The 24056-nt window shown below is 55.0% G+C and carries 24 protein-coding genes and 1 riboswitch; of the genes, 18 read left to right on the top strand and 6 right to left on the bottom strand.

What is annotated here, in order from left to right; all coding sequences use genetic code 11:
* Position 1: 1 nt before the first annotated feature.
* Both RTM06_RS07055 and RTM06_RS07050 read right to left on the bottom strand, forming a co-directional pair.
* Complete coding sequence (locus RTM06_RS07055; RefSeq protein ID WP_312180948.1) at positions 2 to 1195, bottom strand: sensor histidine kinase; 1194 nt, start codon at positions 1193 to 1195, stop codon at positions 2 to 4.
* Entirely contained in the window at positions 1192 to 1887 is a 696-nt protein-coding gene (locus tag RTM06_RS07050; protein ID WP_265303448.1) for a response regulator transcription factor, read from the bottom strand. Before RTM06_RS07050 ends, RTM06_RS07055 begins: the two co-directional genes overlap by 4 nt.
* 124 nt (positions 1888 to 2011) lie before the next feature.
* On the opposite strand from RTM06_RS07050, the gene RTM06_RS07045 reads away from it, so the two are divergent.
* The 4 genes from RTM06_RS07045 to RTM06_RS07030 all read left to right on the top strand — a co-directional run bounded on the left by RTM06_RS07045 (position 2012) and on the right by RTM06_RS07030 (position 6536).
* The gene (locus RTM06_RS07045; RefSeq protein WP_312180944.1) at positions 2012 to 2797 is read left to right on the top strand and encodes a MipA/OmpV family protein; all 786 of its coding nucleotides are present in this window, start codon (positions 2012 to 2014) and stop codon (positions 2795 to 2797) included.
* Positions 2798 to 3337: 540 nt separating this feature from the next.
* Complete coding sequence (locus tag RTM06_RS07040; RefSeq protein ID WP_312180942.1) at positions 3338 to 4633, top strand: MFS transporter; 1296 nt, start codon at positions 3338 to 3340, stop codon at positions 4631 to 4633.
* A gap of 10 nt (positions 4634 to 4643) precedes the next feature.
* Positions 4644 to 5642, top strand: a complete 999-nt coding sequence (locus tag RTM06_RS07035) for a 4-hydroxythreonine-4-phosphate dehydrogenase PdxA (RefSeq protein ID WP_312180940.1) — start codon at positions 4644 to 4646, stop codon at positions 5640 to 5642.
* A gap of 99 nt (positions 5643 to 5741) precedes the next feature.
* Complete coding sequence (locus RTM06_RS07030) at positions 5742 to 6536, top strand: sugar phosphate isomerase/epimerase family protein (RefSeq protein ID WP_312180938.1); 795 nt, start codon at positions 5742 to 5744, stop codon at positions 6534 to 6536.
* Positions 6537 to 6611: 75 nt separating this feature from the next.
* Here RTM06_RS07030 and RTM06_RS07025 read toward each other — a convergent pair whose 3' ends face one another.
* The 3 genes from RTM06_RS07025 to RTM06_RS07015 form a co-directional block, all read right to left on the bottom strand.
* Positions 6612 to 6842 (bottom strand): YgdI/YgdR family lipoprotein, encoded by a 231-nt coding sequence (locus RTM06_RS07025; RefSeq protein ID WP_179452518.1) that lies wholly within the window; start codon positions 6840 to 6842, stop codon positions 6612 to 6614.
* A 27-nt stretch (positions 6843 to 6869) separates the two neighbouring features.
* The gene (locus RTM06_RS07020; RefSeq protein WP_155727019.1) at positions 6870 to 7103 is read right to left on the bottom strand and encodes a YgdI/YgdR family lipoprotein; all 234 of its coding nucleotides are present in this window, start codon (positions 7101 to 7103) and stop codon (positions 6870 to 6872) included.
* 129 nt (positions 7104 to 7232) lie between these two features.
* Complete coding sequence (locus RTM06_RS07015) at positions 7233 to 8003, bottom strand: GntR family transcriptional regulator (protein ID WP_312180935.1); 771 nt, start codon at positions 8001 to 8003, stop codon at positions 7233 to 7235.
* A 79-nt stretch (positions 8004 to 8082) separates the two neighbouring features.
* On the opposite strand from RTM06_RS07015, the gene RTM06_RS07010 reads away from it, so the two are divergent.
* The 8 genes from RTM06_RS07010 to ddpX are packed head-to-tail and all read left to right on the top strand — an operon-like array spanning position 8083 to position 17322.
* Positions 8083 to 9363, top strand: a complete 1281-nt coding sequence (locus RTM06_RS07010) for a M20/M25/M40 family metallo-hydrolase (protein ID WP_312180933.1) — start codon at positions 8083 to 8085, stop codon at positions 9361 to 9363.
* Between the two features lie 21 nt (positions 9364 to 9384).
* The gene (locus tag RTM06_RS07005) at positions 9385 to 10983 is read left to right on the top strand and encodes an ABC transporter substrate-binding protein (protein WP_312180931.1); all 1599 of its coding nucleotides are present in this window, start codon (positions 9385 to 9387) and stop codon (positions 10981 to 10983) included.
* A 9-nt stretch (positions 10984 to 10992) separates the two neighbouring features.
* Positions 10993 to 11940: an ABC transporter permease gene (locus tag RTM06_RS07000; protein ID WP_312180929.1), complete on the top strand. Its 948-nt coding sequence runs from the start codon at positions 10993 to 10995 to the stop codon at positions 11938 to 11940.
* Complete coding sequence (locus RTM06_RS06995) at positions 11933 to 12760, top strand: ABC transporter permease (protein WP_008110632.1); 828 nt, start codon at positions 11933 to 11935, stop codon at positions 12758 to 12760. The genes RTM06_RS07000 and RTM06_RS06995 overlap by 8 nt, the downstream gene beginning before the upstream one ends.
* The gene (locus RTM06_RS06990) at positions 12760 to 14397 is read left to right on the top strand and encodes an ABC transporter ATP-binding protein (RefSeq protein ID WP_312180925.1); all 1638 of its coding nucleotides are present in this window, start codon (positions 12760 to 12762) and stop codon (positions 14395 to 14397) included. Before RTM06_RS06995 ends, RTM06_RS06990 begins: the two co-directional genes overlap by 1 nt.
* 10 nt (positions 14398 to 14407) lie before the next feature.
* Positions 14408 to 15634, top strand: a complete 1227-nt coding sequence (locus tag RTM06_RS06985) for a M20/M25/M40 family metallo-hydrolase (protein WP_312180923.1) — start codon at positions 14408 to 14410, stop codon at positions 15632 to 15634.
* Positions 15634 to 16746, top strand: coding sequence for a Xaa-Pro peptidase family protein (locus tag RTM06_RS06980; protein WP_312180921.1), 1113 nt, complete (start codon positions 15634 to 15636; stop codon positions 16744 to 16746). Before RTM06_RS06985 ends, RTM06_RS06980 begins: the two co-directional genes overlap by 1 nt.
* A gap of 15 nt (positions 16747 to 16761) precedes the next feature.
* Positions 16762 to 17322, top strand: a complete 561-nt coding sequence (ddpX, locus tag RTM06_RS06975) for a D-alanyl-D-alanine dipeptidase (protein ID WP_312180919.1) — start codon at positions 16762 to 16764, stop codon at positions 17320 to 17322.
* Positions 17323 to 17518: 196 nt separating this feature from the next.
* Here ddpX and RTM06_RS06970 read toward each other — a convergent pair whose 3' ends face one another.
* Positions 17519 to 17785 carry a DksA/TraR family C4-type zinc finger protein gene (locus tag RTM06_RS06970; protein ID WP_154190633.1) on the bottom strand — a complete coding sequence of 89 codons (267 nt, stop codon included), beginning with the start codon at positions 17783 to 17785 and terminating at the stop codon, positions 17519 to 17521.
* A 112-nt stretch (positions 17786 to 17897) separates the two neighbouring features.
* Positions 17898 to 18025, top strand: a riboswitch (TPP riboswitch).
* A gap of 101 nt (positions 18026 to 18126) precedes the next feature.
* On the opposite strand from RTM06_RS06970, the gene RTM06_RS06965 reads away from it, so the two are divergent.
* The 6 genes from RTM06_RS06965 to RTM06_RS06940 form a co-directional block, all read left to right on the top strand.
* The gene (locus tag RTM06_RS06965; RefSeq protein ID WP_312180916.1) at positions 18127 to 19209 is read left to right on the top strand and encodes a long-chain fatty acid--CoA ligase; all 1083 of its coding nucleotides are present in this window, start codon (positions 18127 to 18129) and stop codon (positions 19207 to 19209) included.
* Entirely contained in the window at positions 19206 to 20654 is a 1449-nt protein-coding gene (locus RTM06_RS06960; protein ID WP_312180914.1) for an acyl-CoA reductase, read from the top strand. The genes RTM06_RS06965 and RTM06_RS06960 overlap by 4 nt, the downstream gene beginning before the upstream one ends.
* A gap of 99 nt (positions 20655 to 20753) precedes the next feature.
* Entirely contained in the window at positions 20754 to 21521 is a 768-nt protein-coding gene (locus tag RTM06_RS06955) for a 3-oxoacyl-ACP reductase (protein ID WP_312180913.1), read from the top strand.
* A gap of 277 nt (positions 21522 to 21798) precedes the next feature.
* Positions 21799 to 22494, top strand: coding sequence for a hypothetical protein (locus RTM06_RS06950; RefSeq protein ID WP_312180911.1), 696 nt, complete (start codon positions 21799 to 21801; stop codon positions 22492 to 22494).
* A gap of 469 nt (positions 22495 to 22963) precedes the next feature.
* The gene (locus RTM06_RS06945) at positions 22964 to 23443 is read left to right on the top strand and encodes a type VI secretion system tube protein TssD (RefSeq protein ID WP_312180909.1); all 480 of its coding nucleotides are present in this window, start codon (positions 22964 to 22966) and stop codon (positions 23441 to 23443) included.
* Between the two features lie 312 nt (positions 23444 to 23755).
* Positions 23756 to 24056, top strand: a 301-nt coding sequence (locus RTM06_RS06940) for a type VI secretion system tube protein TssD (protein ID WP_312180907.1), incomplete at its 3' end; no start/stop codon positions are given.

Raw genomic sequence — 24056 nt, 5'->3', positions numbered from 1 at the left:
GTCAAGAGCGCGACAACGGCTCCGTACTGACGTTAGGCAAAAAAATTGCCAGGCTGAGACCACCCTCTTTGGGGAGTTTGGCGCTAATCCTGCCGCCGTGCGCCACGCAGATGGCGCGGGCGATCGACAGGCCAAGTCCACTGCCGCCGGAGTGTCGCGCGCGTGAGGATTCGCCGCGCGTGAAGCGTTCGAACATCTCTGGCAGAAACGCCGGTGTGACGCCGGGGCCATCATCCCTGAATTCAATACTGCAGCCTCCCGGTACCGCCCGGGCGATAATCTGCAACTGGCCCGCAGGTTTGCCATAGCGCAAGGCGTTTTCAATCAACACGCTAAAAACCTGACCCAACCGGAAGGGATCGGCGCGGCAGGTGAGCGTGCTGTCTGCTACCACGCTGATGATCATGCCGCTGGCTTCGGCTTGCGGTCGCACCCAGGCCACGCGCTCGCGTGCCAGTTCTCCCGGATTGATCACATGCAGATCCAGCTTGAGTTGTCCGGCGTCGGCCAGTGACAGCAGGTGGAGCTCATCAATGAGTCGGCTCATGTGACGCAACTGTTTCATGACCATTTCCAGCTGCTGCGGTTCAGGCTGAAACACACCATCCAGCAGACCTTGCATTCGACCCATGGCGGCCGTCAGCGGCGAGCGTAGTTCGTGTGCCAGCGCCACGTGCGAGGCGCGCAGCTCACGATCGTAGAGCGCCAGTTGCTGGCTCATGCGATTAAAGTCGTGCGCGAAGTGCAGCAGCTCCGCCGGGGCGCTTTTTACCATGGTGGCGGATGAGCCAAACTGCCCTTCGGATACCCGATCAGCGGTTTTTTTCAGGTGGCTGAATTGCAGCGCCAGCGGGCGGGCGTTGCGCAGAACGGTGAAGGCAACAAACGGCGTAATGATGAAAATCAGGATGATCACCATCAACCAGTCAGCGGCACCGACCGAAGGATCGGAGTAGCGCACACCCCAGCGTTCATCAACGATCTCGTGGAAGCGCGGCAGATTAGATTGCGGATGCGCGCGCAGCGTCAGAAATTCCTGGCGCATGTCCGGCGGCATATGGTGGATAATCCACAGGTTTTGCAGCGCAAAGCGCAGAAACATAATCCCGGCGACGGCAATAACCGTGACGATGGCCAGTGTCAAAATACGCACGCAGATCCAGCGCCACAGCGTTTGAGGAGGTGACTGTTTCATGGCTGTCTGAACCTGTAACCCACGCCGCGCACGTTGAGTAATATCTCTGACAACCCGGCGTTTTCGAGCTTCTTACGCAGGTTGTAGACGTGGGTATCGATCACCCTTTCCAGCGCCTCGCTTTCAGGCATACAGGTTTCGATTAGATATTGACGGCTAAGCGCGCGCACTGGCGCTCGCATCAGCGTCACCAACAGAGAAAATTCGGTTGGCGTGAGGTCAATGCGGGTTGGATGCTGCTCTGGCTGCGCGACGACGGCGGTCATCGCCGCAGTATTAACCTCCAGCGCTTGCCAGCGCAGCACTTCATCCTCGGCAACTGCCGCACGGCTGCGGCGCAGCACGGCCTGCACGCGCGCAACCACTTCACCCGGATGATAGGGTTTCACCACGTAGTCATCCGCGCCCAAGCGCAGCGCGCCGATTCTGTCGGGCGTGTCCGTCATCGCGGTAATCATAATCACTGGCGTGTCAGCGCGGCGTCGCACGGCAGCCAGCACCTCGGTGCCGTTCATGCCGGGTAACATGATGTCGAGCAGAATGAGATCGGGTTTCCACTTCTCTACGCGCTCAAGTCCGTTAAGCCCATTACCGGCAATCTCCACGGCATATCCTTCGCGTAGCAGATAGGCTTCCAGCACGTCTGCCGCGTCTGCATCATCCTCAATAACCAATACTCGTCTGTTGTTCATGGCTCACCTTGACAGTTTCTTCATAAATCCCTGGCACTTAATTGACATTGCTTCGGGATACTCCGACCTGTGACGCAACGCCCGGGCAAGGGGCTAAAAACAGATGGGTAACTGAGGTGACACGATGATAACCAGAAAAAAGGCGCTGTACAGTGGCTGTTTGTTACTGGTCAGTTTCAGTGCCAGCACGCGCGCTGATGACAGCGCAGCGCAGGATGGCGTGATGATGGGCGTGGGCGCGCAAACCACACCGAAATACAGCGGCGCAGATAAGCAACGCTGGCAGGTGGTGCCGATGGTGCAGGCCCGAAAGGGCGCATTTTTCATCGATTCGCAAAAGGGTGTCGGTTACGATTTGCAAAGTGACAGCGGCCTGTATCTGGAGCAGACATTGGGATATGGCCTGGGCAGGGCGGACAAGGATTCCGACTGGCGCGATGGTTCTGACAAGCTGCGTGGCATGGGCACAATCAATGCCACGCTCAACACCGGAATAGCTGCCGGTTGGGCGATCTCGCCATGGCTGATTCTGGAAGCGAAAGCCGTTCTGCCCCTAACAACCAGCCAGGGCGTAAATTATCGTACTTCGTTAACGTTGATTCCGCTGCAAACCCAGGAAGATAACCTTTCCTTGCAGACCTCCGCGCTGTTTGGAGATGCGCGCTACATGCAAACCTGGTACGGCGTCAACGCGCGTCAAAGCGACAAAAGTGGCTATACGATTTACTCACCTGCAGCCGGATTTTATGGGGTAGAAACCGACCTGACATGGAGTCATCAGTTTACTCAGCACTGGGGCGGCGCACTGAGCACGGGTTACACGTGGCTGGACGATCACGCGGCAGACAGTCCCATTGTATTCAGGCAGAACCAGCTGACCGCAACAGCGGCGGTGACGTATACGTTTTAGGGACTTTAAGCGTTGAATCCTGGCAAAGGCGTACTGACATTGCTGATGGTTATTAGCGTTTGCGCTATGGTGCATCTGGCGGTCTATCTTATCTACATCGCTTAAAGAGCGTTGAGACGAAAAGCGACACGCACTGTAGCGGCACATTAATTTGTCTATTTATCCAGGTGCGCCTGGATGCGCACCTTACAAAAACCTCGCCAAACAACGGTAGGGTCGCCATTTATGGCGACCGATAAACCAGCTTCACTCCGCAACATTCACTGCGCATATGTACGCATCAGGAACAGACCGTAACGTTTATCCAATGAGCTTTTGTTTATGGCTTAGTGGTTGATTGTGCATATGTTCATCGTCAGCGGGCAATGCTGAGATGACGATCACACCTTGAACGCTGAAAACTACTTAGCAGGCTTATTGTGATGGTGCTCACAATGAGCAGGCGAAAAATAAGCGATAAAATATAACAAATGAACAACAAACGTTCATTTGAGCAAGGTGCAGCCTACAACCTCTGACCTAAACCCAAAAGGTTCATCCATGAAAAACCGATACAGTACGAAAGTACTGGCGCTTTTCTGCGCCCTGTCATTTCTGATGTACGTCGATCGCGTCAACCTTTCAACTGCGGCGGGGCTGATAAAGCAGGATCTTGGCCTCAATAACACCGATCTGGGCCTGATATTTTCTGCCTTCGCTTACACCTACTTAGTGTTTCAGATTATCGGTGGCTGGTTTGTTGACCGTTTCGGCGCACGCAAAACCATTATCATCTGCGGCAGCATCTGGGTGGTCGCGACCATTTGTACCGGTTTCGCGGGTGGTTTCGCTTCGCTGTTTCTGTCACGCATGCTGCTTGGCGTAGGCGAAGGGGCGGCATTGCCGTCACAAGCGCGCGCCATGACATTCTGGTTCTCCAGCGAGAAGCGTGGCTTTGTACAAGGTATCACCCACTCATTTTCACGCTTTGGTAATGCTGTTACGCCATCGCTGGTGGCGCTGTTAGTACTGATGCACTCCTGGCGCTTCTCATTTATCGCATTGGGCGTTATCACCGCCGTATGGCTCGGTTTCTGGGTGGTAGGTTTCCGGGATAATCCACATCACATTGCCGATATGAGCGAAGAAGAACGCAAGATTTTGCCAAAACTTGATGCCTACATAACGGACAAAGTGAAAGCCCCCACGCCATGGAAAGCGCTGCTCAAACGTATTGGACCAACCATGGGCGTCTATTTTTGCTACGGCTGGACCGGCTGGCTGTTCTTCACCTGGCTTCCGACTTTCTTTATGAACGGTCGCGGCATGGACCTGAAATCATCCGCACTCTTCACCTCAGCAGTATTTCTCTCGGGTGTGGTGGGGAATACCGTCGGCGGCATCGTGAGTGACAAAATCCTGAAACGCACCGGCAATGTAGTGGCGGCGCGACGTAACGTCATTATCTTTAGCTTTCTGAGCGCCGGTTTGCTGCTCATTCCGGTGATTAGCTCCACCAACATGACGGTGATTACCGCCTGTCTTGGTCTGGCCTTCTTCTGCCTCGAATTGACCATAGGCCCTATCTGGGCAGTGCCAATGGAGATCACGCCTAAGTTCGTTGGCGTCGCCAGTGGCCTGGTTAATGCCGGCTCAGCGGTGGCGGGCATCATTTCGCCGATTCTGTTTGGCATCATCATTGATAGAACCGGCAACTGGAGCTTGCCATTTTATGGCTCGGTTGTGCTGCTGATGGTCGGCATCGTGCTTACCTTCTTTATGCGCCCGGACATTCCGTTGTCTGAAGATTCCCCTTCTCGCGGTGAAGTACAGCCCGCAAATAATGCTTATCACTGAGGAAATCCTGATGAAAAAACCTTCTGTTGCACTGGTGCTGGGCGATCCAGCAGGAATTGGTCCCGAATTAGTTGCCAAAGTGCTGTCGCAGCCGGGGCTACGTGAACTGGCTAACGTGATTATCATTGCCGACCAGCAGGAGTTGGAAAAAGGCATGACTATTGCCGGTCAGCGTTTCGACTATGACGAAATCGCTGATACCGCAAATATCAGGTTCACGTCAGGTAAACCGTTGCTGCTCAATCATGACTGGTCTTCACGCACGCCTTTTGATTATGGCAATGCAAGCGAGCAGAGCGGCGTGTATATCCTGGAAACGCTGGCGCGTGCGGTCGAATTGACCCAGCAGGGCATTACGCAAGGCGTCTGTTTTGCGCCGCTGAATAAGCAAGCGATGCATATGGGAGGGCTGCAGCATCGCGATGAATTGCACTGGTTCGCCGAACTGCTGAAGTGGGATAGTTTCTGCTGTGAGGTGAATGTGGTGGATGACCTCTGGGCTGGACGCGCCACTTCGCATATTCCCTTCCGCGATATCGTGAAGAACCTCAGCGTTGGAGGCGTAGTCGATACCATTGCGCTGATGGATCGCACGCTGCGTCAGGCGGGCATTGCGCAGCCGAAAATTGCCGTGCAGGCCCTGAATCCACATGGTGGTGAGAATGGTCTGTTTGGTGATGAGGAACAAATCATCATTAAACCGGCGATGGCAAAAGCCAAAGATCAAGGTATTGATGTCTATGGCCCTTATCCAGCCGATACCACCTACAAAGCCGTAGAGACACAGCATCTGGATGCTGTGGTTTCGATGTACCACGATCAGTTCGCCACCGCGTTAAAAATGCTTGGCTTCGAACGCGGTATTACCGTACAGGGCGGGCTGCCGATTCCGATTGCGACCGCCAATCACGGCACCGCATACAACTTATATGGGCAAAATCTTGCAACGCCATCGGCGTTTGAGAACGCTTTCCGCTTGCTGGTGCGTATGGCAGCCGGCGCGATTTGATTCACAGTAATCGTTCGATGTCCGATTATCAGGAGAATCTTCGCTATGCCAAATTCGCTTAAACTCGGTGTTAACACCTCGATTTTCGATGGGCACGACATGGATGTCGCCTTCGGAATCATTAGCCGGTTAGGCTATGAGTACGTTGAGGTCGCTTATAACCAAGGTTATGTCGGTGACCTGGATGACAGCCTGTTTAGCCTGGCCAATGCGCAACGCATTCGGACACTGCTGGACAAGCATCAGTTGAAAACATTGGCGCTCGGTTGCACCTTTAATCTGGCGCGACCCGAAGCGGTTGCGTATCTGCAAACACGCATCGGTTTTGCTCAGGCGATAGGCGTCAAGCTACTCAACGCCTGCACGGCAAAGCGTGAGGATTATGCGGCGCTGGTGAGTAATTTACGTCAGATCGCGCCGCATCTTGAGCATGCTGGTTGTTGTTTACTGATCGAGAATGGCGGCGACCATAATTATGATGCGTTTGCGCTGGCAGCCGAGGGCGAAGAGTTGCTGCGAGAGGTGGGCAGTGCAGCTGTAGCGTTTAATGGCGATGCCGGCAATATGGTGTCGTTGCGACCTCAGGCGGATGCGATACAACAAATAATGCAACTGTTGCCGCAGATGCGTCATTGCCACATTAAAGATGTGTATAAACAGGGCGCAGAGTTTCACTTTCCGCCCATTGGACAGGGCATCTTAGATTATCAGCCGCTCATCAAGTCACTGGCTGCGCAAGATATTCCTTGTACGCTGGAAATTCCACTGCGTATGCACCGACTGGCTGACAGTATGCCGGTACGCACTGATACGCCAGTGGAACTGGAACGGATTATTGAAGTGCTGAGGGAGAGTAAAAAGTATATCGATGGATTGCAGAGCGACTTTGGTTGAAGCAAGTACATCAGGTCATTACTAACGCCCGCTATGGCAAAAATTCACTATAGCGGGCGGCTTCAGGCAGAAAAGTTATTTCTTAGGAACTTCAGAGATCTCTTTTACGTCACTTTTATTGATTTGCTGCTTAACACCATTGGCATCGACGTAACCCAGCAGGCCGGTTTCGGCATCCTGTGGTTTGCCATCGGTCACGATGGTGCGTCCATCATTGGTGTGGATGGCGTACGAGGTCCGTGTACAACCGGTCAGAGCGGACAGGGCAATAAGCGCAGTAACAGAAAGCAAAATTGATTTTTTCATTAGTCTCTCCAGGCTAGTTAAAGGATATTAATTATCCAGTTCGCTCATGTTGGTAATCTTGTCGCGATTGATCTGCTCAGTTTTACCGCTTTGCGCATCCTTGTAAGAAACAAGGCCTGTGTCGCTGTCGATTTGCGGCTTACCCGACGTCACGATAGTGCGTCCGTCGGTGGTTTTAATCGCCTGATTAGAAGAGCAAGCGGTTAATGTCATTGCCATAAAAGTGCCAAGAAATGCCGTTGCCAGTACTGTTTTATTCATCATGATGAGTTCCTTTCAGTGGAATACGTTTAACTACCTTCAAAGCGTAGAACATTTTCCCGAAACTTCCAGAAACCCGGCGCATCTGCGCTGTTTAACCTGACTCAAACGGCGGTTCATGCCGCGCGATCAGCGAATCTCATTCACGTACATAAAGTTTTCGGTGCTAAAACGGTGGTGCGCCAGAATCACCGGAAGGGCGCTCTGATCAAACGACACTTCATCAATCACCATCACGGCGTGCGGCAAACTCAGCTCCAGCAGTGCGGCATCCTCTTCATTCGCCAGCGTGGCGGTGATTTGCTCGCGCACCGCAGCGACGCGCAAATCGTAGCGTTCAAACAGATAGCGATAGAGCAGTGGCGGCAACTGATCGGCGGAAGGAAAATCGACCAATCGCGCCGACGGCAACACCAGCGTTTCATGCATCGCGGCGATGCCCTTCACACGACGCACACGCTTCAGGCGGATCACCTCATCGCCCTGTGCAATTTGCAGTTTCTCCGCCTCGTCGGCGCTGGCATGACTGAGCTGATAATCGAGTAAACGGGTATCGGATTGCAGCAATCCGCCGGTTTTATCGTGCAGCCGGAAATACTGGAAAAAATGGCTGAGGTTGTGCAGCGGCGCCCAGCCGGTGACCACGGTGCCGGTTTTGCGACGGCGCATCAGCATGCCTTCCGTGGTCAGCGCTGCCAGTGCTTTTCGCACCGTGCCAACCGACACACCAAACTTCGCCGCCAGGCTATTTTCACTCGGCAAAATTGTGCCTGCGGGCAGTTCGCCTTGCAGGATCGATTCGCTGATATGGCGCTTGACCACTTCATAGAGCGGCGCACCTTCACCTTCGCTGAGCCTGGCGAAAGGTTGAGCATCGTTCGCGTCATAGTTTTTTTGCATGTTTCCTATTACCGATTGACCGCCGTGGTTGAATTGCATTATCTATAAACTATATAGAAATACAACAGACGATAATCCTATGATGAAAAATTCACGCTTTAACAGTGCATTAGCGATGATTGCTAACGACGGCGCGCAAATGTCGCATGACCTTAAACAGATGCTCGAGGTCGATACCTGCTTCCCGCCGGGCAACGGTTATGGCGCTTTTGCTGACGTGATGACGCACTTGTTGCAGCCGCTGGATTTCCGCTTTGCGCGTGTCTCGGTGCCGGAACATTTATGGCAGGCACCGGACGGCAGCGCGTACGGTGAACGCGTCAATCTGCTGGCGTCACTCGATGCCGGTGCGGCTGAAAACTGCAATCTCTATTTCCATACCGATACCGTGCCCGCCGGTGATGGCTGGCGTTTTCCGGCGCTGACGCTGACTGCAGCGGAAGGCAAGCTGTTTGGGCGCGGCGCCGCAGACATGAAAGGCACCATTGTTGCGGCGATGGCGGCGGTACGCGCGGCGCAGGCGGCGGCGATTCCGCTGCGTTTTAATCCGGTATTTCTGCTGTGCACTGATGAAGAGGGCGGCTTGTATCCGGGTATCCGTTACCTGGCGGAACAACAGCTTTTCTCCGGTCATCTGCTCAGCTTCAACGGCGGCGCGGTACCGCGCATCTGGGCCGGCTGCTTTGGCAGCATCGATCTCAAAGTGATTATCACCGGACGTTCGGCGCACTCTGGCGATCCGGTTAACGGCATCAATGCTATCGAAGCGGCGCTGCCGCTGATGAACGCGCTTTACCAGCTGAAGCTCGAGGTGGAACAACGCACCTCGGCGATGCCTTCTCCGCCGCATTATCAGGGCAAACCGCTGACGTCACTGTTAACGCTGGCTGCCGCACAGGGCGGCAGCAAAGGCTCGACCATCCCGGAACGTTTTGAGCTGCTGATTAATCGCCGTTACGCGCCGGAGGAGCGCTTTGACGCGGTGTGGCAAGAGCTGACGCACTGCGTGGAAAACGCGATGCGCGATAGCCGCGCGCTCGACGTCACGCTGCAAATGATTGGTCATCTGGCGCCGGTCGCAAATCCTGACGGACCGCATTGGCCGCGCTGGCAGGCGGCACTGAGTCAGGGATTTGGCTTCCAACCCAGCGAGTTCAAACCCTGGGGATCGTCCACCAGTTCCGATATGGGCTGGGTCCAGCAAGCCGGGATTCAGGAGATTTTACTCGGCGGCCTCGCCCGTCCCGACAATCGCATTCATGCCGCCGATGAGTACACCACGCTGGCAGATTTGATCGCACTTTCGCAGTCCATTCTGGCGTATCTCGCCGATGATTTTCAGCCAACCCAGGGTAATTAACTATTTAACGAGGAAGAGAAGATGTGCGCAATGAAAGGGTTAAACCGCAGACAGTTTATCGCCAGTTCTACCGCTCTGACGGGCGCAGCGATGCTGCCCTGGTCGTTCTCGGCCCATGCCGCGCAGGTGACGAGCGCTACGCCGGGCGGCACCGCGCGTAAAGGCGGCGTGCTGCGCATCAGCGTTGACCAGGCCGTCAGCGTGCTCAATCCGCATCAGGTTCGCGTCAACCCGGAATATCTGGTGGCGGAACTGCTGTACAGCGGCTTAACGCGTCTGACGCAGGAGATGAAAGCCGAAGCCGATTTGGCGCAATCCTGGCAGGCCAGCGCCGATCTCAAGCAGTGGACATTTACCCTGCGCCCGAACCTGAAGTTCAGCGACGGTTCCGCGTTAACCTCAGCGGATGTGGTCGCCAGCCTGCAGGCGCTGCTCGATCCAAAAAATGCCTCACCGGCGCTGCATAACATTGGGCCGATTAAAGCCGTCAGCGCGCCAGACACCAATACGGTATTGATTGAAACCGATGCGCCTTACGCCGATTTGCCGGTGATGCTGGCTTATCCGGATGCGAAAATCATCCCCGCCAGTATCGCGCAAGGCCAGTATGACAAGCTGAGCAAAGCCTCGTTCGGCGCCGGTCCTTTCCAACTGGTGTCCTATGATCCAGAACGCAAAATTGTGGTGAAGCGCAATCCGCATTACTACGATCCGGCGCGCCCCTATCTGGATGGCGTGGAAGTGGTGGTTTATCCCGATGGCATCGCGGAGAGTTCCGCGCTGATCGCCGGTGACACCGATCTGATGCTGAGCGCGCAGTCGAGCGAGTTCGCGCGCCTGTCCAAATCTTCCGGTGTGCTGCCGCTGCGCGTGGCCTCCGGCCAGTTCCTTAATGTGAACATGGGCTGCGACCAAAAACCGTTCAACGATGTGCGGGTGCGTCAGGCGCTGGCGCTGTGTGTTGATCGTCAGGCGTCAGTGGATTTCGTGGCGGATGGCCTGGGTTCACCGGGCAACGACACGCCAATTAACGGCGCGTATCCATTCTTCGCCAACCTGGCGAAAAAAGCGGTGGATTACAGCAAAGCCAAGGCGCTGCTGGCGGATGCCGGTTATCCCAACGGTCTGGATTTAACGCTTATCGCCTCCGACAAACCGGCCACTCGCACCCAGCTAGGCATCGCGCTGCGCGAGATGGCGAAACAGGGCGGTTTCCGCATCAACGTGCAGACCATGGCGCACAGCACCTATCTCGATCAGGTGTGGAAGAAAGGCAATTTCTACGTCGGCTTCTACAACATGCAGCCGACGCCAGACGCAGTGTTTTCTCTGCTCTACACCTCAACCGCATCCTGGAATGAAACGCGCTGGAACAACGCGGAGTTTGATAAAGCGGTCGGTGCAGCGCGTGAAACCCGCGATGAAGCCCAGCGCGCCACGCTGTATGGCAAAGCGCAGCAGCTCATGCATGACGAAGTGCCGTCGGTGATCCCAACCTTCTTCGATCTGCTCGCTGCCAGCCGCGATTATGTCGGCGGATATCACCTGCATCCGCGCGGTGCGGTGTTCCGTCTTGACCATATCTGGTTGACCGACAAAGCGCCGAAGCGCGCAGTGTAAGGAGCGAACGTGACAGCAAGTTATCTGCTCAAACGCCTTCTGCTGATGATTTACACCTTGTTAGTGGTGTCGCTGCTGGTCTTTGGCATCACTCAACTGTTACCGGCCGATGCGGCTGTCACCTTGCTGGGACAAAACGCCACGCCGGAAGCATTGGCGGCGGTGCGTGAACGTCTGGGGCTGGATGCCCCAGCGTGGTTGCAATACTGGCATTGGCTGACGCAGGCACTGCAAGGCAACTTTGGCTTATCAATGCGCAATGGCCTCGAAGTGGCACCGACATTGCTAACGGCGTTATCGCGTTCGCTGCTATTGGCGGTGTGCGCCTTAATTCTGATGCTGATTATCGCCATTCCCCTCGGTATCTGGGCGGCGGTGCGTCGCGGCAAAACCGCCGATTTGCTGGTGAGCGTTATCTCCTATATCGGCATCTCGTTCCCGGAATTCGTCACCGCCACGCTGGTCTTGCTGCTGTTTGCCGATGTCTGGCAGATTTTGCCCGCCACCGGCTATGTGCCGCTCAGTGAGAACTTCGTCAGTGGCATTCAGCACCTGATTCTGCCGTCGGTCACCGTGGCGCTGATTCTGGTGGCGCACGTTTCGCGCATGGTGCGCTCAGAAATGGTCGATGTGCTGCATACCGATTACATCCGCGCCGCGTGGCTGAAAGGCTTATCGCGTCGTCGCATTCTCTGGCGACATGCGCTGCGTAACGGCTTGTTGCCGACCATCACCATTGTGGCGCTGGATGTTGGTTATCTGCTGGGCGGCATTGTAGTGGTGGAGGAGATCTTCGCCATTCCCGGCATTGGCCGCGAACTGATTGTCGCCGTGCAGGCGCGCGATCTGCCCACCATTCAGGCTGGCGTGATGATCCTCGCCGCGACCTATTCAGTGGTGAACTTCCTGGCTGATTTGGCCTACGTCACTCTCGATAAGCGGATCTCCTATGCCTGATATTTTGAAACGTTTGCTGCGTTCACCGCAGGGCGCCGCTGGCGTGCTGATCATCTTGCTGGCGCTGCTGATGGTGGTAGGCGGCGCGCACGTTGCGCCTTTTGATCCTGAATCGATTTCCATCCTGACGCGCTATAAGCCGCCCAGCGCGGAACACTGGTTTGGTACCGATCAAATGGGCCGCGACATCTTCAGCCGCGTGATGGTGGGCGCGCGCTCAACCATTTTACTGTCGCTGCTGGCTACCGCGCTGGCGATGGTGATCGGTTCGGTGCTCGGCACTGCCAGCGCCTATCTGGGCGGCAAATTTGATGAGTTCATGATGCGCACCATGGATGCGGTGATGGCGATTCCCAGCCTGCTGTTTGCGTTGCTGATTGTCAGCACGCTCGGGCAGAGCAGCATGAACGCGGTGCTGGCGATCACCATCGCCTTTGTGCCGGGCATGGTGCGCATCTCGCGCAGCGTGGCGTTAGCCGCCCGTCAGCAGGATTACATCAACGCTGCCATCGCGCGCGGCGAAGCCGGGCACTACATCATCCTGCGCGAAATGCTGCCGAATATTCTGGCGCCGATCATCGTTGAAGCCACCATTCGCGTTGCCTTCGCCATCATGCTGTTTGCCACCCTGAGTTTTCTGGGTTTAGGCGCACAGCCGCCAGAGCCGGAATGGGGATTGATGGTCTCAGAAGCGCGCGCTTACTTCTTCAATGCGCCGTGGATGATGATGATTCCGGGCCTCGCCATCGCGCTGGTCGCCATTGGTTTTAATTTACTGGGTGACGGGCTGCGTGATGTGCTCAACCCAAGGAGCCACTGATGAGTGACAAGCTTGCACCGGTGCTGTCGGTGGAAAATTACAGCCTCGATTACGCGTTAGCCAAAGGAAATGCGCTGCCGGTATTACGCGACATCAACCTGCAAGTGATGCCCGGCGAAGTACTCGGGCTGGTGGGCGAATCAGGCTCCGGTAAAACCACGCTCGGCTGGGCGATTATGCGCTGGCTGGCGGGTAACGCGCGTGAGCTGCAAGGCGATATCCGCCTGAACGGCGACAGCCTGCTGACCTTGCCAGCGGCCAAACTGACGGCACTGCGCGGGGCCAAACTCGGGATGATTTTTCAGGATCCCAGCGCCTCGCTCAATCCCACGCTGACATTGGGTGAGCAGGTCACCGAAGTGTTACGCCGCCATCGCGGGTTATCGGCGCGTGAAGCGCAGGAGCTGGGCGAATCGCTGCTGCACGACGTTGAGCTCAAAAATCCGGCGCGCATGATGCGCCGCTATCCGCATCAGGTTTCGGGAGGCGAGAAGCAGCGCATCCTGATCGCCACCGCGTTTGCCTGCCAGCCGGACTGCATGATTTTTGATGAGCCAACCACCGCGCTGGATGTAATCAGCTCGGCGCAAATCCTCGATCTCTACGAGCGGTTGCGCGAAGAGACCGGCGTCGCGTCGTTGTATATCTCGCACGATCTGGCGTTAGTCGCCAAAGTCGCCAATCGCGTCTGTGTGCTGGAACAAGGGCGCATAGTCGAACAGGCCGACACGCGTAGCCTGTTTAACGCGCCGCAAAATGCCTACACGCGCAAGCTGATTGAAGCGGTGCCTAATCCGCAACACCGGCTGGTGCAGGACGCGCCGGGCAATCAACCGTTACTCGGTCTGAAGCAGCTAACTATCGATTACGGCAAACAAGGTTTACTCGATCGCCTGCTGAAGCGCGAAGCCAATACCACGCGCGCCGCCAATGCGGTTTCGCTCACTATGCATCAGGGAGAAATTCTCGGCGTGGTCGGCGAATCGGGTTCCGGTAAATCCTCGCTGGGTAAAGCTATCACTGGACTGGTGCCGTTCAGTGGCGAGCTGGATTTTTGCGGCTACGCGCTGCATGGCCGTGCGCAGATGGATAAAGAGTATCGCCGCCGCGTGCAGATGATTTTTCAGCATCCCGATGCTTCGTTGAATCCGCGTATGACCATCGGCGAGATCATCGCGCGACCGCTGCGCTTGTACGGTTTGCCGCCGGGCGAAACCGAAGCGCAGGCGGTGGCGCGCCTGCTGCAGGAAGTGCGTTTGCCGGCGGAGTTTGCGCAGCGTTATCCGCATGCGCTGTCGGGCGGTCAGAAGCAGCGCGTCGCCATTGCCCGCGCCTTTGCTAATCCACCGGATCTGGTGATTTGCGACGAGATCACCGCCGCGCTCGACGTCTCGGTGCAGGCCACCATCATCGAGCTGCTGCTGGAGCTGCGCCGCCGCTACGGCACCGCGTATCTGTTTATTACCCACGATCTGAACCTGATTCGCCAGATCGCCCATCGCGTGGCGGTGATGTATCGCGGTGACGTGGTGGAAGTGCTGCCCGGCGACAACATGACGGCGCTGGCGCAGCATCCTTATACCCGTGCACTGCTTAATGCGGTGCATATTCCCGACTTATCCAAGTCCGTTGCATGACGAGAAACACATGAATCCTGAACAGTTAATTCATCATATCGATCGCGACTTTTGCCTCTCTTTCCTGGCAAAAATGGTGCAACACAAAAGCTACAGCGCCACCGATGGCGAACGTGAACTGGCGAAATACATGGCCGCGCAGATGGCGCAGCTGGGCCTGGAAACCGAACTGCAGAAGGTGCCTGGCGATCGACTGAACGCCATTGGACGACTAGCAGGCTGCGGCGGCGGCAAAAGCCTGCTGTTCAACGGACATCTGGATACCAATCCGGTCACCGAAGGCTGGACCGTCGATCCCTGGGCAGGAAAAATTGACGAGCAGTTTATCTACGGTATCGGCGTGTCGAACATGAAAGCGGGTGATGCCGCCTACTTTTGCGCGTTAAAAACCCTGATTGATGCCGGTGTGAAGCTGAAAGGTGATGTGATTCTGACCTACGTGGTGGGCGAGTTGCAGGGCGGCATTGGCACGCTGGCGGCGATTGAGCAAGGTGTGCGCGCCGACTACTTCATCAATGCGGAACCCACCGATCTGCAAGCGCTCACCATGCACGCCGGTTCGCTGATGTTTACCATTGAGCTCACCGGCGATACGCGCCATTTATCGAAACGTGAAGAAGCGGTGGATGCGATCAGCGCCGCTGTCGAGCTGATTCCGCAGATCAACGGCATGACCTTCAGCGGTGCCAAAACTGCTGAGCATCTGAAGATTAACCGTGGACATATCGGTACCGTGCATGGCGCGTTGGGCCGCGATCTGGAAGAGTGGCGACCGCCGCAGGTGGCTGACTTTGTGCGCTTAAAAGGCTCGGCACGCTTCGCGCCGGGGCAAACCGTGGAAGGCGTGCTCGCCGATCTGCAGGCATTGCTGAATACCTTGTGCCAGCGTTATCCGGGCCTGAAAGCTGAACTTTACGATGATGGCATCCGCGATAAGCCCACCATGTTGCCGTTCGAAGTGTCACCGGAATCGGCCATCGTTAAAGCGGTGAATCGCGGCTGGAAAACCGTGCGTGGCACCGAGCAACCGACCGGCGTGATCACGCCTCCGGCATTCTTTGGCACTGACGCGGCGCATCTCTATCAGCATGCGGGCATGGAAGGGATCGTCTGTGGGCCGGGCGGCAAATACAACACCATGCCGGATGAGCGAGTTGAAATCAGTGAATTCCTCGATATGGTGCGCATCTATCTGCTCGCCATTCTGGAGATTTGCCAGCCGGTTGAGGCCGCGTAGTGCACGCCGAAGCGCTGATGCGTCTGCGCGCCGCCATGCAGCAGAACGCGGTCGATATCATGCTGGTGGATCACGGTGAGCTGCTGGCCTGGCTCACCGGCTTTACTGTCTCCGAAACCTTGTACCGTGCCTGCCTGGTGCCGCTCAACGGCGAACCCTGGATGGTGCTGCGTCAGCTGGATGAAGCGCCATGCCGCGCGCAATCGCCAACGCTTGACGTGGAAAGCTATCGCGATGAGCAGGATGCCTGGCACGCGGTGGCGCAAAGCCTGATCAGTCGCGGATATCAACAGGCGCGCATCGGCGCGGACTTCTATTCATACGGCATGACGGTACACAGCTGGCAGCAGCTTTCGCGCTATCTGACAGAAGTGAAGTGGTGTGATTTAACCGGCTTGAGCGACCGGCTGCGCAGCGTCAAATTCCCGGCGGAAATCGCCGCGTTGCGTCAGGCTGCTGCCATCGCCGATGCCACAATGATGGCGATTGGCGCGGAAGTTGAAGGCGGCTGGCGCGTGCGCGATGTCGCCGCGCTGGCCGCCGGAGAGTTTTTGCGGCTTGGCGCGGATACCGGCGAAACCGGACCGATAGTGATCGCCAGCGGTGATAATGGTTTTCTGCATGCCAGCGGCCACGAGCAGCGGCTGGAAAATGGCGATGTGCTGCATGTCGAGCTGATACCAAAAGTGAAACATTACAGCGCGCGCCTGATGCGGCCTTATATCGTCGGAGAGATTTCGGCGCAGCGTGCCGAAGTGGCAGCACAGCTGATCGCGATTCAGGATCAGCAATTTACCGCCATGAAACCGGGCATGACGGCGCACGACGTGGATGCCATCGTGCGCGATGCGGTTTTGAGTAGAGGATTGCGCGCGGATTATCCCAATATCACCGGCTATGCGTTGGGGCTTTATACACGCACGCCACGACCCAGTGATTTTTCATGCAGTTTCCACGCTAACGCGCAGTGGCTGCTGGAAGAGAATATGGTGTTCCACATGTATATTTCCGCGCAAGGCCTGGCGTTCAGCGAAACGGTGCGTGTCACGCCCGCTGGCGCAGAACGGCTGACAAATCTACCGCGTCAGTTATTATCATTGCCTGACCAGTAATGAGCAGGATGTTCTATGACGCAGGGCGTTGAACTGATTGATTTAGCTGTAACCTTTCCCGCTTTACGTTTCGATCTGAAATATGCCACGGCGGATAACATCGCGGGCTATGCCATTTACCAGGAGGCCAAAGCGCTGCTGCATCCGGCCGCCACCGACGCACTGGCAAAAAGCATTGAGATCGCCCGGCTGGCGGGATTCAGTTTGTTGGTACTCGATGCTTATCGGCCGCAGCAAGCGCAGTGGCACTTGTGGGATGCCTGTCCGGATAAAGATTATGTGGTGCCGCCCGCGCAGGGATCGAATCACAGTCGCGGCGTCGCAATTGACCTGACGTTACTTGATGCACAAGGCCAGCCGCTGGATATGGGCACCGCCTTTGATGCGATGGAAGCAGAATCACATCCGTATCATCCGAATGTCCCCGCCGAAGCACAACGTAATCGCCTGCTGCTGAACGCAATTATGTTTGGCGGCGGTTTTGTCGCCATGCCAACGGAATGGTGGCACTTTGAGCTGCCTGACGCGAAAAATTATCCGTTGCTTGATGAGCGATTTGGCTGCGTTGCGCGTTGAATTATTTCGTTTAGCCGATGGTACAAAACCCAGATTAATATTCAGCTGTAATCACGCCAAAGCACCGTAGGGTCGCCATTTATGGCGACCGATTTAAGCATATCCAGACATATATGCGAATTTCGGTCACCATAAATGGCGACCCTACAAAGGATTGGCGCGTTTTTGGTGGTGTTACTGCATCATCAATAAAAAACTACCGCAACTGACTATCCTTGCTTCCGCGGCGGTTATAACCGCTGGTCGCCGCCTGTTTTTTATCGATCTTACTCTGACAATTCACGCAGTAACGCACGCCAGCTAATGCCGCGCGACGCGCTTCCGGGATCGGTTCGCCGCACTCGTCGCAAAACTCGGCGCTTTCACCGTGGCCGAGATTCTCGCGCGCGCGGGCCACCGCGTCATCAACCGTGGCATCAATTTGTTTGTGCACTGCACCGTCTTCTGACCAACCGCCAGCCATACTTCACCTCCACAAATACTGATGCCCAAAGTATAAGACATGGCGTGATGAATGCCGGACAGGCCAGAATTTAACATGGTTGACACATCATCGCGCGCCATCCTAGACTGCGGCTTGTTCCAAGGGGTGCTCTGTTAAGGGGCTGAGATTCTACCGGCTGGCGTGTATGCGTTGGCAACGTAGTGACCCTCCGAACCTGATCCGGCTAATACCGGCGTAGGGATGCGGAACCGCAGGGCGATATTGCGCCCTGATTCCCTCTTTGTGCTTTGTAGCGGACAGTTCGCGCTCTTCAGGCGGTGCCTGAGAGTCTCTGCGCAATCGCAAAGGTGGCGACGCACATGAACGAAACACACATCATCCAGACTCTGCTGACATTCCTGCAGCGCGAAGAGTCCTCAGACGACGATTTCAACCAGCTGGCCCTCGAAATCTTCGCTTATCAATTCGAACACAACCCACCTTATCGCCGCTTCGCCATCCAGCGCGGACGCACGCCGCTGACGGTGAAAAGCTGGCGCAACATTCCCGCTATCCCAATTAACGCCTTCAAAGATCTGACGCTCAGCTGCCGTCCCATCGACCAGATTGCCGAAATCTTCATGACCAGCGGCACCACCGGCGCGGTAAAAGGACGCAGCTACCATCCGACGCTGGACGTGTGGAAGAAATCGATGCTGCTCAACTTCCGCCGTCGCTTTATGGCGGGCAGCGAACGCATGCGCATGGGCATTTTGTTCCCGGATAAAGTGGCGATGCCCAATTCCTCGCTGGCGACCTATCTCGATTTGGCGCTGCAGGAGTGCGGCACGCCAGACAGCGAAGGAATGGTGGGCGAGCATGGCCTCGATCTCGATCGCCTGTTTAGTGCGCTCGAGCAGGCCGAAGCCAGCGGTGAACCTTATGCGCTGCTGGGTGCCAGCTACAGCTTTGTCCATCTGCTGGATGAAATGCGGCGCCAGCAACGCCGCTTCGCGCTGCCTGCCGGCAGTCGCATTCTCGATACCGGCGGTTTCAAAGGCCAGTCGCGCGAGATTGGCGCAGAGGATTTCTACGCTTCGCTCTCTCACGCCTTCGGCATTCCGCGTTCCCACTGCATCAACATGTACGGTATGACGGAAATCAGCACGCAGTTTTACGATGCGGGCAATGAACGCTGCCCGCCGGTGAAATCCGGGCCACACTGGATCCGCACGCGCGTGGTTAATCCGCTTACCGGCGATGATGTGCCGGACGGCGAGATTGGCGTGCTGGTGCATCACGATCTGGCACATTTCAACTCGGTTTCTGCCTTGTTAACCGAAGATGCGGGCGTGATCGTGCCCGGCGGATTCCATCTGCTGGGACGCGCGACCGGCGCTGGTGCCAAAGGCTGTTCGCTGACCATGGAAGCGTTTCTCTCCAGCGCGCAGGCACCGCTGTGAAGGAAGTTGCCGGACATCTGCCGGGCTTTTCCGCTGACGAAGTGCAGTGGCACACGCTGAGCTTCAATCATCACGGCGAAAGCCTTGAGGTTAGCGTGCCGCAACTTAATGACGCGCAGATCACGGCGCTCGCGGCGCGCATTCGCAGCAACGCCCGCGCTTATCTCCAGCAGCTGAGCGTCGCGCAGATCCTCGCCATCATTGATGAAGCGGTGGCGCGACTGCTCGATCGTCATCATCCACTGCGCATCAAAGCCGAAAAGCTGCTGCCCATCGTCACTGGTTATGATGCCGACATGGTGCGGCTTGGCCTCACCGGCTACCTGAAAACTTTCCGTCAGCCGCAGCTGAAGCGCTTTCTGGCGGAGGATTTCGCCGATCCGCAGATGCTCGACGATTTCCAGCCACGCCCCAAAGGCAGCTTTGCACGCGCGTTTGGCCCGCAACTGTTGATGCATATCTGGGCGGGCAACGTGCCGGGTTTGCCGCTGTGGAGTTTGATTTGCGGCCTGCTGGTCAAGGCGGGCACCATCGGCAAACTGCCGGGCAATGAGCCGCTGATGGCAAGCTGGTTCACGCAGTTGCTGGCGGAAATCGATCCAAAACTCGGCGAGTGCATCGCGGTGGTGTGGTGGAAAGGCGGCGATGCGCAAACCGAGCCAACCTGGCTGCGCCAGCCCGATACACTGGTGGCTTATGGCAGCAACCCAACGCTGGCGGCGATCCAACAACGTTTGCCGGTTACCACGCGCTTTCTGCCGCACGGACACAAAATCAGTTTCGGAATGGTGGCGCGTTCGGCGTTAAATACTCGGCAGGGCGCGGAGCTGGCGCGCCGTGTGGCCTATGACGTGATGCGTTACGACCAGGCCGGTTGCTACTCGCCACAAATGCTATTTGTCGAGCGCGGCGGCAAGGTATCGCCGGATGAGTTCGCCAGCTATATCGCGCATGAACTCGCCGCGCTGGCGCACAAACATCCGCGCCGTCCGCTGGCTAATGATGAGACGAACAGCATTGCTGCGTGGCGAAATGGCGAGGAGATCCGTGCGCTGGGTGGAGATCGTACGCTTTATGGCGAGGCGTCAGACGATTGGGCAGTGGTGAGCGTTGATCATGCAGAGCCTTTATCGCCTGCTGCGCTGCGCCGTACGTTTAAAGTGGTGTGCGTGGATGCGCTGGAGGAAGTGGTCGATTTGGTGGCGCAGCAGCGGCATTTTCTGCAAACCGCAGGCGTGGCGGCCGCGCCGCAGGAATTGTTCCGCATCTCTGCTTTGCTTGGGCAAGTTGGCGTCACTCGCATCGCAGCGTTCGGCAACATGACCTCGCCGGAAGCGGGCTGGCATCACGACGGGCGTTTTAGTTTGCTGGATTTGGTGACCATCACGGAGATCGATCAGGGCGCAGAAGCTGCGGCAGAAAGTTACGCACCGTATGCGGAGTGACGCGGTCGCCATGAATGGTGACCCTACGACGCACCGGTTTTGTAGGGTGCGCATTAATGCGCACCTGGCTGAAACGTACCTTAATCCAAAGGATTAACAATGAAATTCTCCAACCAAATCATTCTGATAACCGGCGCAAGTCGCGGCATTGGTGCAGCAATCTCTAAAGCCTTCGCCGCTGAAGGCGCATTTGTGGTGGTGAACTATCTGCGCAACGAAGTTGCTGCAGCGGGTGTAGTTGCAGAGTGCCGCGCATTGGGCGGCGACGCGCTGGCGATTGCCGCAGATGTCACCTCTGAACAACAGGTCAACGCGATGATGGAGCAGATCGTCAACGCCACCGGCCGCCTCGATGCGGTGATCAACAATGCTTTCGCACCATACGTTTTCGACACCGAAAATCGTTCACGCTTTTGGGAAACGCCATGGTCGGGCTATCAGTCGCAGTTCGATGGCGCGGTGAAAGCCGCCTATAACGTCTGCCAGGCGGCGCTGCCTTTAATGCGTGCGCGCGTGCGCGGCAGCATCGTCAATCTCACCAGCGATTTGGTGGCGCGTCCTTCGGTGCCGTATCACGATTACATCACCGCGAAAGCGGCGCTGACCGGCTTTAGCCGCACGCTGGCAACCGAACTCGGCCCGCTAGGAATTCGCGTTAACTGCGTCGCGCCCGGTTTGGTGTATCCAACCGATGCCAGCCAGGCAACGCGCGAAGAAGTGCGCGATTTTCTCACCGCGCAAACCCCGCTGCGCCGTATCGCGCGACCGGAAGATGTCACCGGCCCGGTGCTGTTCCTCGCTTCCGACTGGAGCGAGTTTGTAACCGGGCAAACCTTATACGTCGATGGCGGATTAGTAATGAATTAACCCGTAGGGTCGCCATTCATGGCGACCGTTTCTCATTAATAAGCTCAAGACACTTGAAATATATCTGTACGCAATCACGTATTAAATAATTGATATTTCAAACACCAACACATCTCAGTGTTTTCTTTACTGAAACGAATAAAACACACCATTAAGTGCGGATTTACACATCCTTATTTTATGAATAAGGATCACATCTGGTTAAAATTTATCTTCACGGAGTTATATCATTACCCTATAGTTTTTATGGTTAACGGAATTAACTATAAGGATATGTATGTACCACAGTGATGCGGTCATAAAGCAGCTTCAGGCGCAAAGGGTTTTGGCAGAAAAGCTCGATAACGCCGTTTCCGGCGTTATTGATGCAGTTTCCGAACAAGTCAGTAAGATCAATAAAGGGGCGACGCGGCTTTCATTTTATGCATCGTGCTTTACTGATGAATACATAGACGTCTGTAAAAATCAGATGCTGGAAGATAATCGTTTTAGAAAAGCGGTCATACGGTTAATCAAAGATAGAGATATTATTTATTCACTGGTACAAACTTACATTGACTATCAGCTTGAGCGCAGATCATACAGGCAGCTTGAAGTAATTAAAATTCATCTGATGCGAGCCAACATTCACATTGCAGCCAGCACACTAACTACTCGCGCATTTGGTGCTGGTGCGACTATGGCTGTCGTTCTGGGGATGAATATAACGCTTCCTGTTGGGCGTAATGTTGGTACTACAGTTGGCGCGGCAGCGTCATTATTGGGAATTTATGCCATAGTTCAAAATGCAGCAGACAGCGCAAAGCGCTTGCAAATAATGCACCCTCCTTTTTATCACGCATTGTATATGCGAGAACTCGAAATGATGTATTTCCTTATTGAACCTTCATTCATGCGGGCTGGTGCGCTAAGAAATCAATGGCTTTCAGATTACGAAGTCGCTGAAGTATTGATGAAGTTAGTGGGGAAGTGATGAAGAAATTTTTAAAGCAATGGTTAATATCAGAATCGAAATTTCTGATCTGCACTTACGTGCCGATAGTCTCAACAATAATTTTTGCGCTGCTACAAATCTACTTTTTTCCAGATAGCAGTATGCTAGGTGTAGGGATATTTTATTTGTGCTCTCTATCATTTGTTATCTACAAATGTCGTTAAATTTAAGGATGCAATAGAGCATATTTAGCGTGCTGAAACATAATGCTCTTCAAGTTTGCATACGAGTAGGTTGAAGTGAAATATGATGAGGTATTTGAAGAGATGGTTAGTAGAACAATTAAAATTTCTGTTATGCACCTATGTTCCGGTTTTATGTGCTCTCGTGTTTGGTGTGCTTAAAGTTTATTTCTATCCCGAGAGTGGAATGATGAGCGTGGGCCTTGTATATCTTCTCACGCTAATAATCTCTGTTTATAAATTTCGTTAAATTCAAAGGAATTAATATGTCAACTCCAGCACATCTCTGGTTAGACGATGAAAGTGGTTCGCCAATTGTGGGTTCGTGCATGATGCCAACCCGCCTCGGTTCGATAGAGCTCAATTCGGTCATGCACAATATTACCATCCCGGTAGATCAGCACACGGGAAGGCTTACAGCCACGAGGATTCATGCCCCTATATCCGTTCAAAAAGAGTTTGATAGAACAACACCGGTATTGTTTCGTGCATTGTGCCAGGCCCGTACGCTGAAATCAGCGACCATCAAGATGTACCGAATTAACGAAGCAGGCATTGAGGTTGAGTATTTCAATATTCTTTTGGAAAACGTCAAAATCTCCAGCATCTCTCCGGCTTTGCTGCCAAACGCCCAGACCAGCACACATCTGGAAAATATTGAGCTACGATATGAAACGATTGCATGGAAATACGTGGACGGAAATATTATGTTTAAGGATGGATGGAATGAGAGGATGATTGCTTAGCTTTTGGCGTTATTGATGAAGCTTCCAATTAAGTCAGTAAGTTCGCTTAATAATTCATGGATTTCAGAGCATAAACTTGCTCAGGTGCTCGCTAAACTGATGGTAAGGGCATGAAACGTTTCTTAAGGCAGTGGCTGAGGTCACAATCAAAAATGCTGCTGCGTATTTACGTGCCGGTTATTGTTACTGTGCTGTATGGCATGTTGCAATTTTACCTATTCCCTGACAGCGGCATGTTGAGCGTGGGGATCGTTTACTTGTGTGCGTATATTTTTGTTGTTTATAAATGTCGAAAACTTTAAAGGATTAAATATGTCTGTTCCAGCGCATTTATGGTTAGAAGATGAAAATGGTTCTCCGATTGTGGGTTCCTGTACGATGCCAACTCGCCTCGGTTCGATTGAACTGAACACGGTGATGCACAACATTACAATCCCGGTAGATCAGCACACAGGCAGGTTGACTGGAACACGGGTGCATACCCCAATCTCGATTCAGAAGGAATTTGATCGTACAACGCCAACGCTGCTTCGTGCGCTGTGCCAATCCAGAACGCTTAAATCAGCGACCATCAAGATGTACCGAATTAACGAAGCAGGCATTGAGGTTGAGT

The organism is Pantoea sp. CTOTU46764 (assembly GCF_031974595.1).
GTDB lineage: Bacteria > Pseudomonadota > Gammaproteobacteria > Enterobacterales > Enterobacteriaceae > Pantoea > Pantoea trifolii.
The sequence above is the reverse complement of the archived record's forward strand: the minus strand, read 5'-3'. Positions and strand labels throughout refer to the sequence as shown.

Bases quoted from the DNA above. Each gene is read 5' to 3' on its own strand.
- RTM06_RS07055 (WP_312180948.1), bottom strand. From the start codon at position 1,195: ATGAAACAGTCACCTCCTCAAACGCTGTGGCGCTGGATCTGCGTGCGT.
- RTM06_RS07050 (WP_265303448.1), bottom strand. From the start codon at position 1,887: ATGAACAACAGACGAGTATTGGTTATTGAGGATGATGCAGACGCGGCA.
- RTM06_RS07045 (WP_312180944.1), top strand. From the start codon at position 2,012: ATGATAACCAGAAAAAAGGCGCTGTACAGTGGCTGTTTGTTACTGGTC.
- RTM06_RS07040 (WP_312180942.1), top strand. From the start codon at position 3,338: ATGAAAAACCGATACAGTACGAAAGTACTGGCGCTTTTCTGCGCCCTG.
- RTM06_RS07035 (WP_312180940.1), top strand. From the start codon at position 4,644: ATGAAAAAACCTTCTGTTGCACTGGTGCTGGGCGATCCAGCAGGAATT.
- RTM06_RS07030 (WP_312180938.1), top strand. From the start codon at position 5,742: ATGGATGTCGCCTTCGGAATCATTAGCCGGTTAGGCTATGAGTACGTT.
- RTM06_RS07025 (WP_179452518.1), bottom strand. From the start codon at position 6,842: ATGAAAAAATCAATTTTGCTTTCTGTTACTGCGCTTATTGCCCTGTCC.
- RTM06_RS07020 (WP_155727019.1), bottom strand. From the start codon at position 7,103: ATGAATAAAACAGTACTGGCAACGGCATTTCTTGGCACTTTTATGGCA.
- RTM06_RS07015 (WP_312180935.1), bottom strand. From the start codon at position 8,003: ATGCAAAAAAACTATGACGCGAACGATGCTCAACCTTTCGCCAGGCTC.
- RTM06_RS07010 (WP_312180933.1), top strand. From the start codon at position 8,083: ATGATGAAAAATTCACGCTTTAACAGTGCATTAGCGATGATTGCTAAC.
- RTM06_RS07005 (WP_312180931.1), top strand. From the start codon at position 9,385: ATGTGCGCAATGAAAGGGTTAAACCGCAGACAGTTTATCGCCAGTTCT.
- RTM06_RS06995 (WP_008110632.1), top strand. From the start codon at position 11,933: ATGCCTGATATTTTGAAACGTTTGCTGCGTTCACCGCAGGGCGCCGCT.
- RTM06_RS06990 (WP_312180925.1), top strand. From the start codon at position 12,760: ATGAGTGACAAGCTTGCACCGGTGCTGTCGGTGGAAAATTACAGCCTC.
- RTM06_RS06985 (WP_312180923.1), top strand. From the start codon at position 14,408: ATGAATCCTGAACAGTTAATTCATCATATCGATCGCGACTTTTGCCTC.
- ddpX (WP_312180919.1), top strand. From the start codon at position 16,762: ATGACGCAGGGCGTTGAACTGATTGATTTAGCTGTAACCTTTCCCGCT.
- RTM06_RS06970 (WP_154190633.1), bottom strand. From the start codon at position 17,785: ATGGCTGGCGGTTGGTCAGAAGACGGTGCAGTGCACAAACAAATTGAT.
- RTM06_RS06965 (WP_312180916.1), top strand. From the start codon at position 18,127: ATGAACGAAACACACATCATCCAGACTCTGCTGACATTCCTGCAGCGC.
- RTM06_RS06955 (WP_312180913.1), top strand. From the start codon at position 20,754: ATGAAATTCTCCAACCAAATCATTCTGATAACCGGCGCAAGTCGCGGC.
- RTM06_RS06950 (WP_312180911.1), top strand. From the start codon at position 21,799: ATGTACCACAGTGATGCGGTCATAAAGCAGCTTCAGGCGCAAAGGGTT.
- RTM06_RS06945 (WP_312180909.1), top strand. From the start codon at position 22,964: ATGTCAACTCCAGCACATCTCTGGTTAGACGATGAAAGTGGTTCGCCA.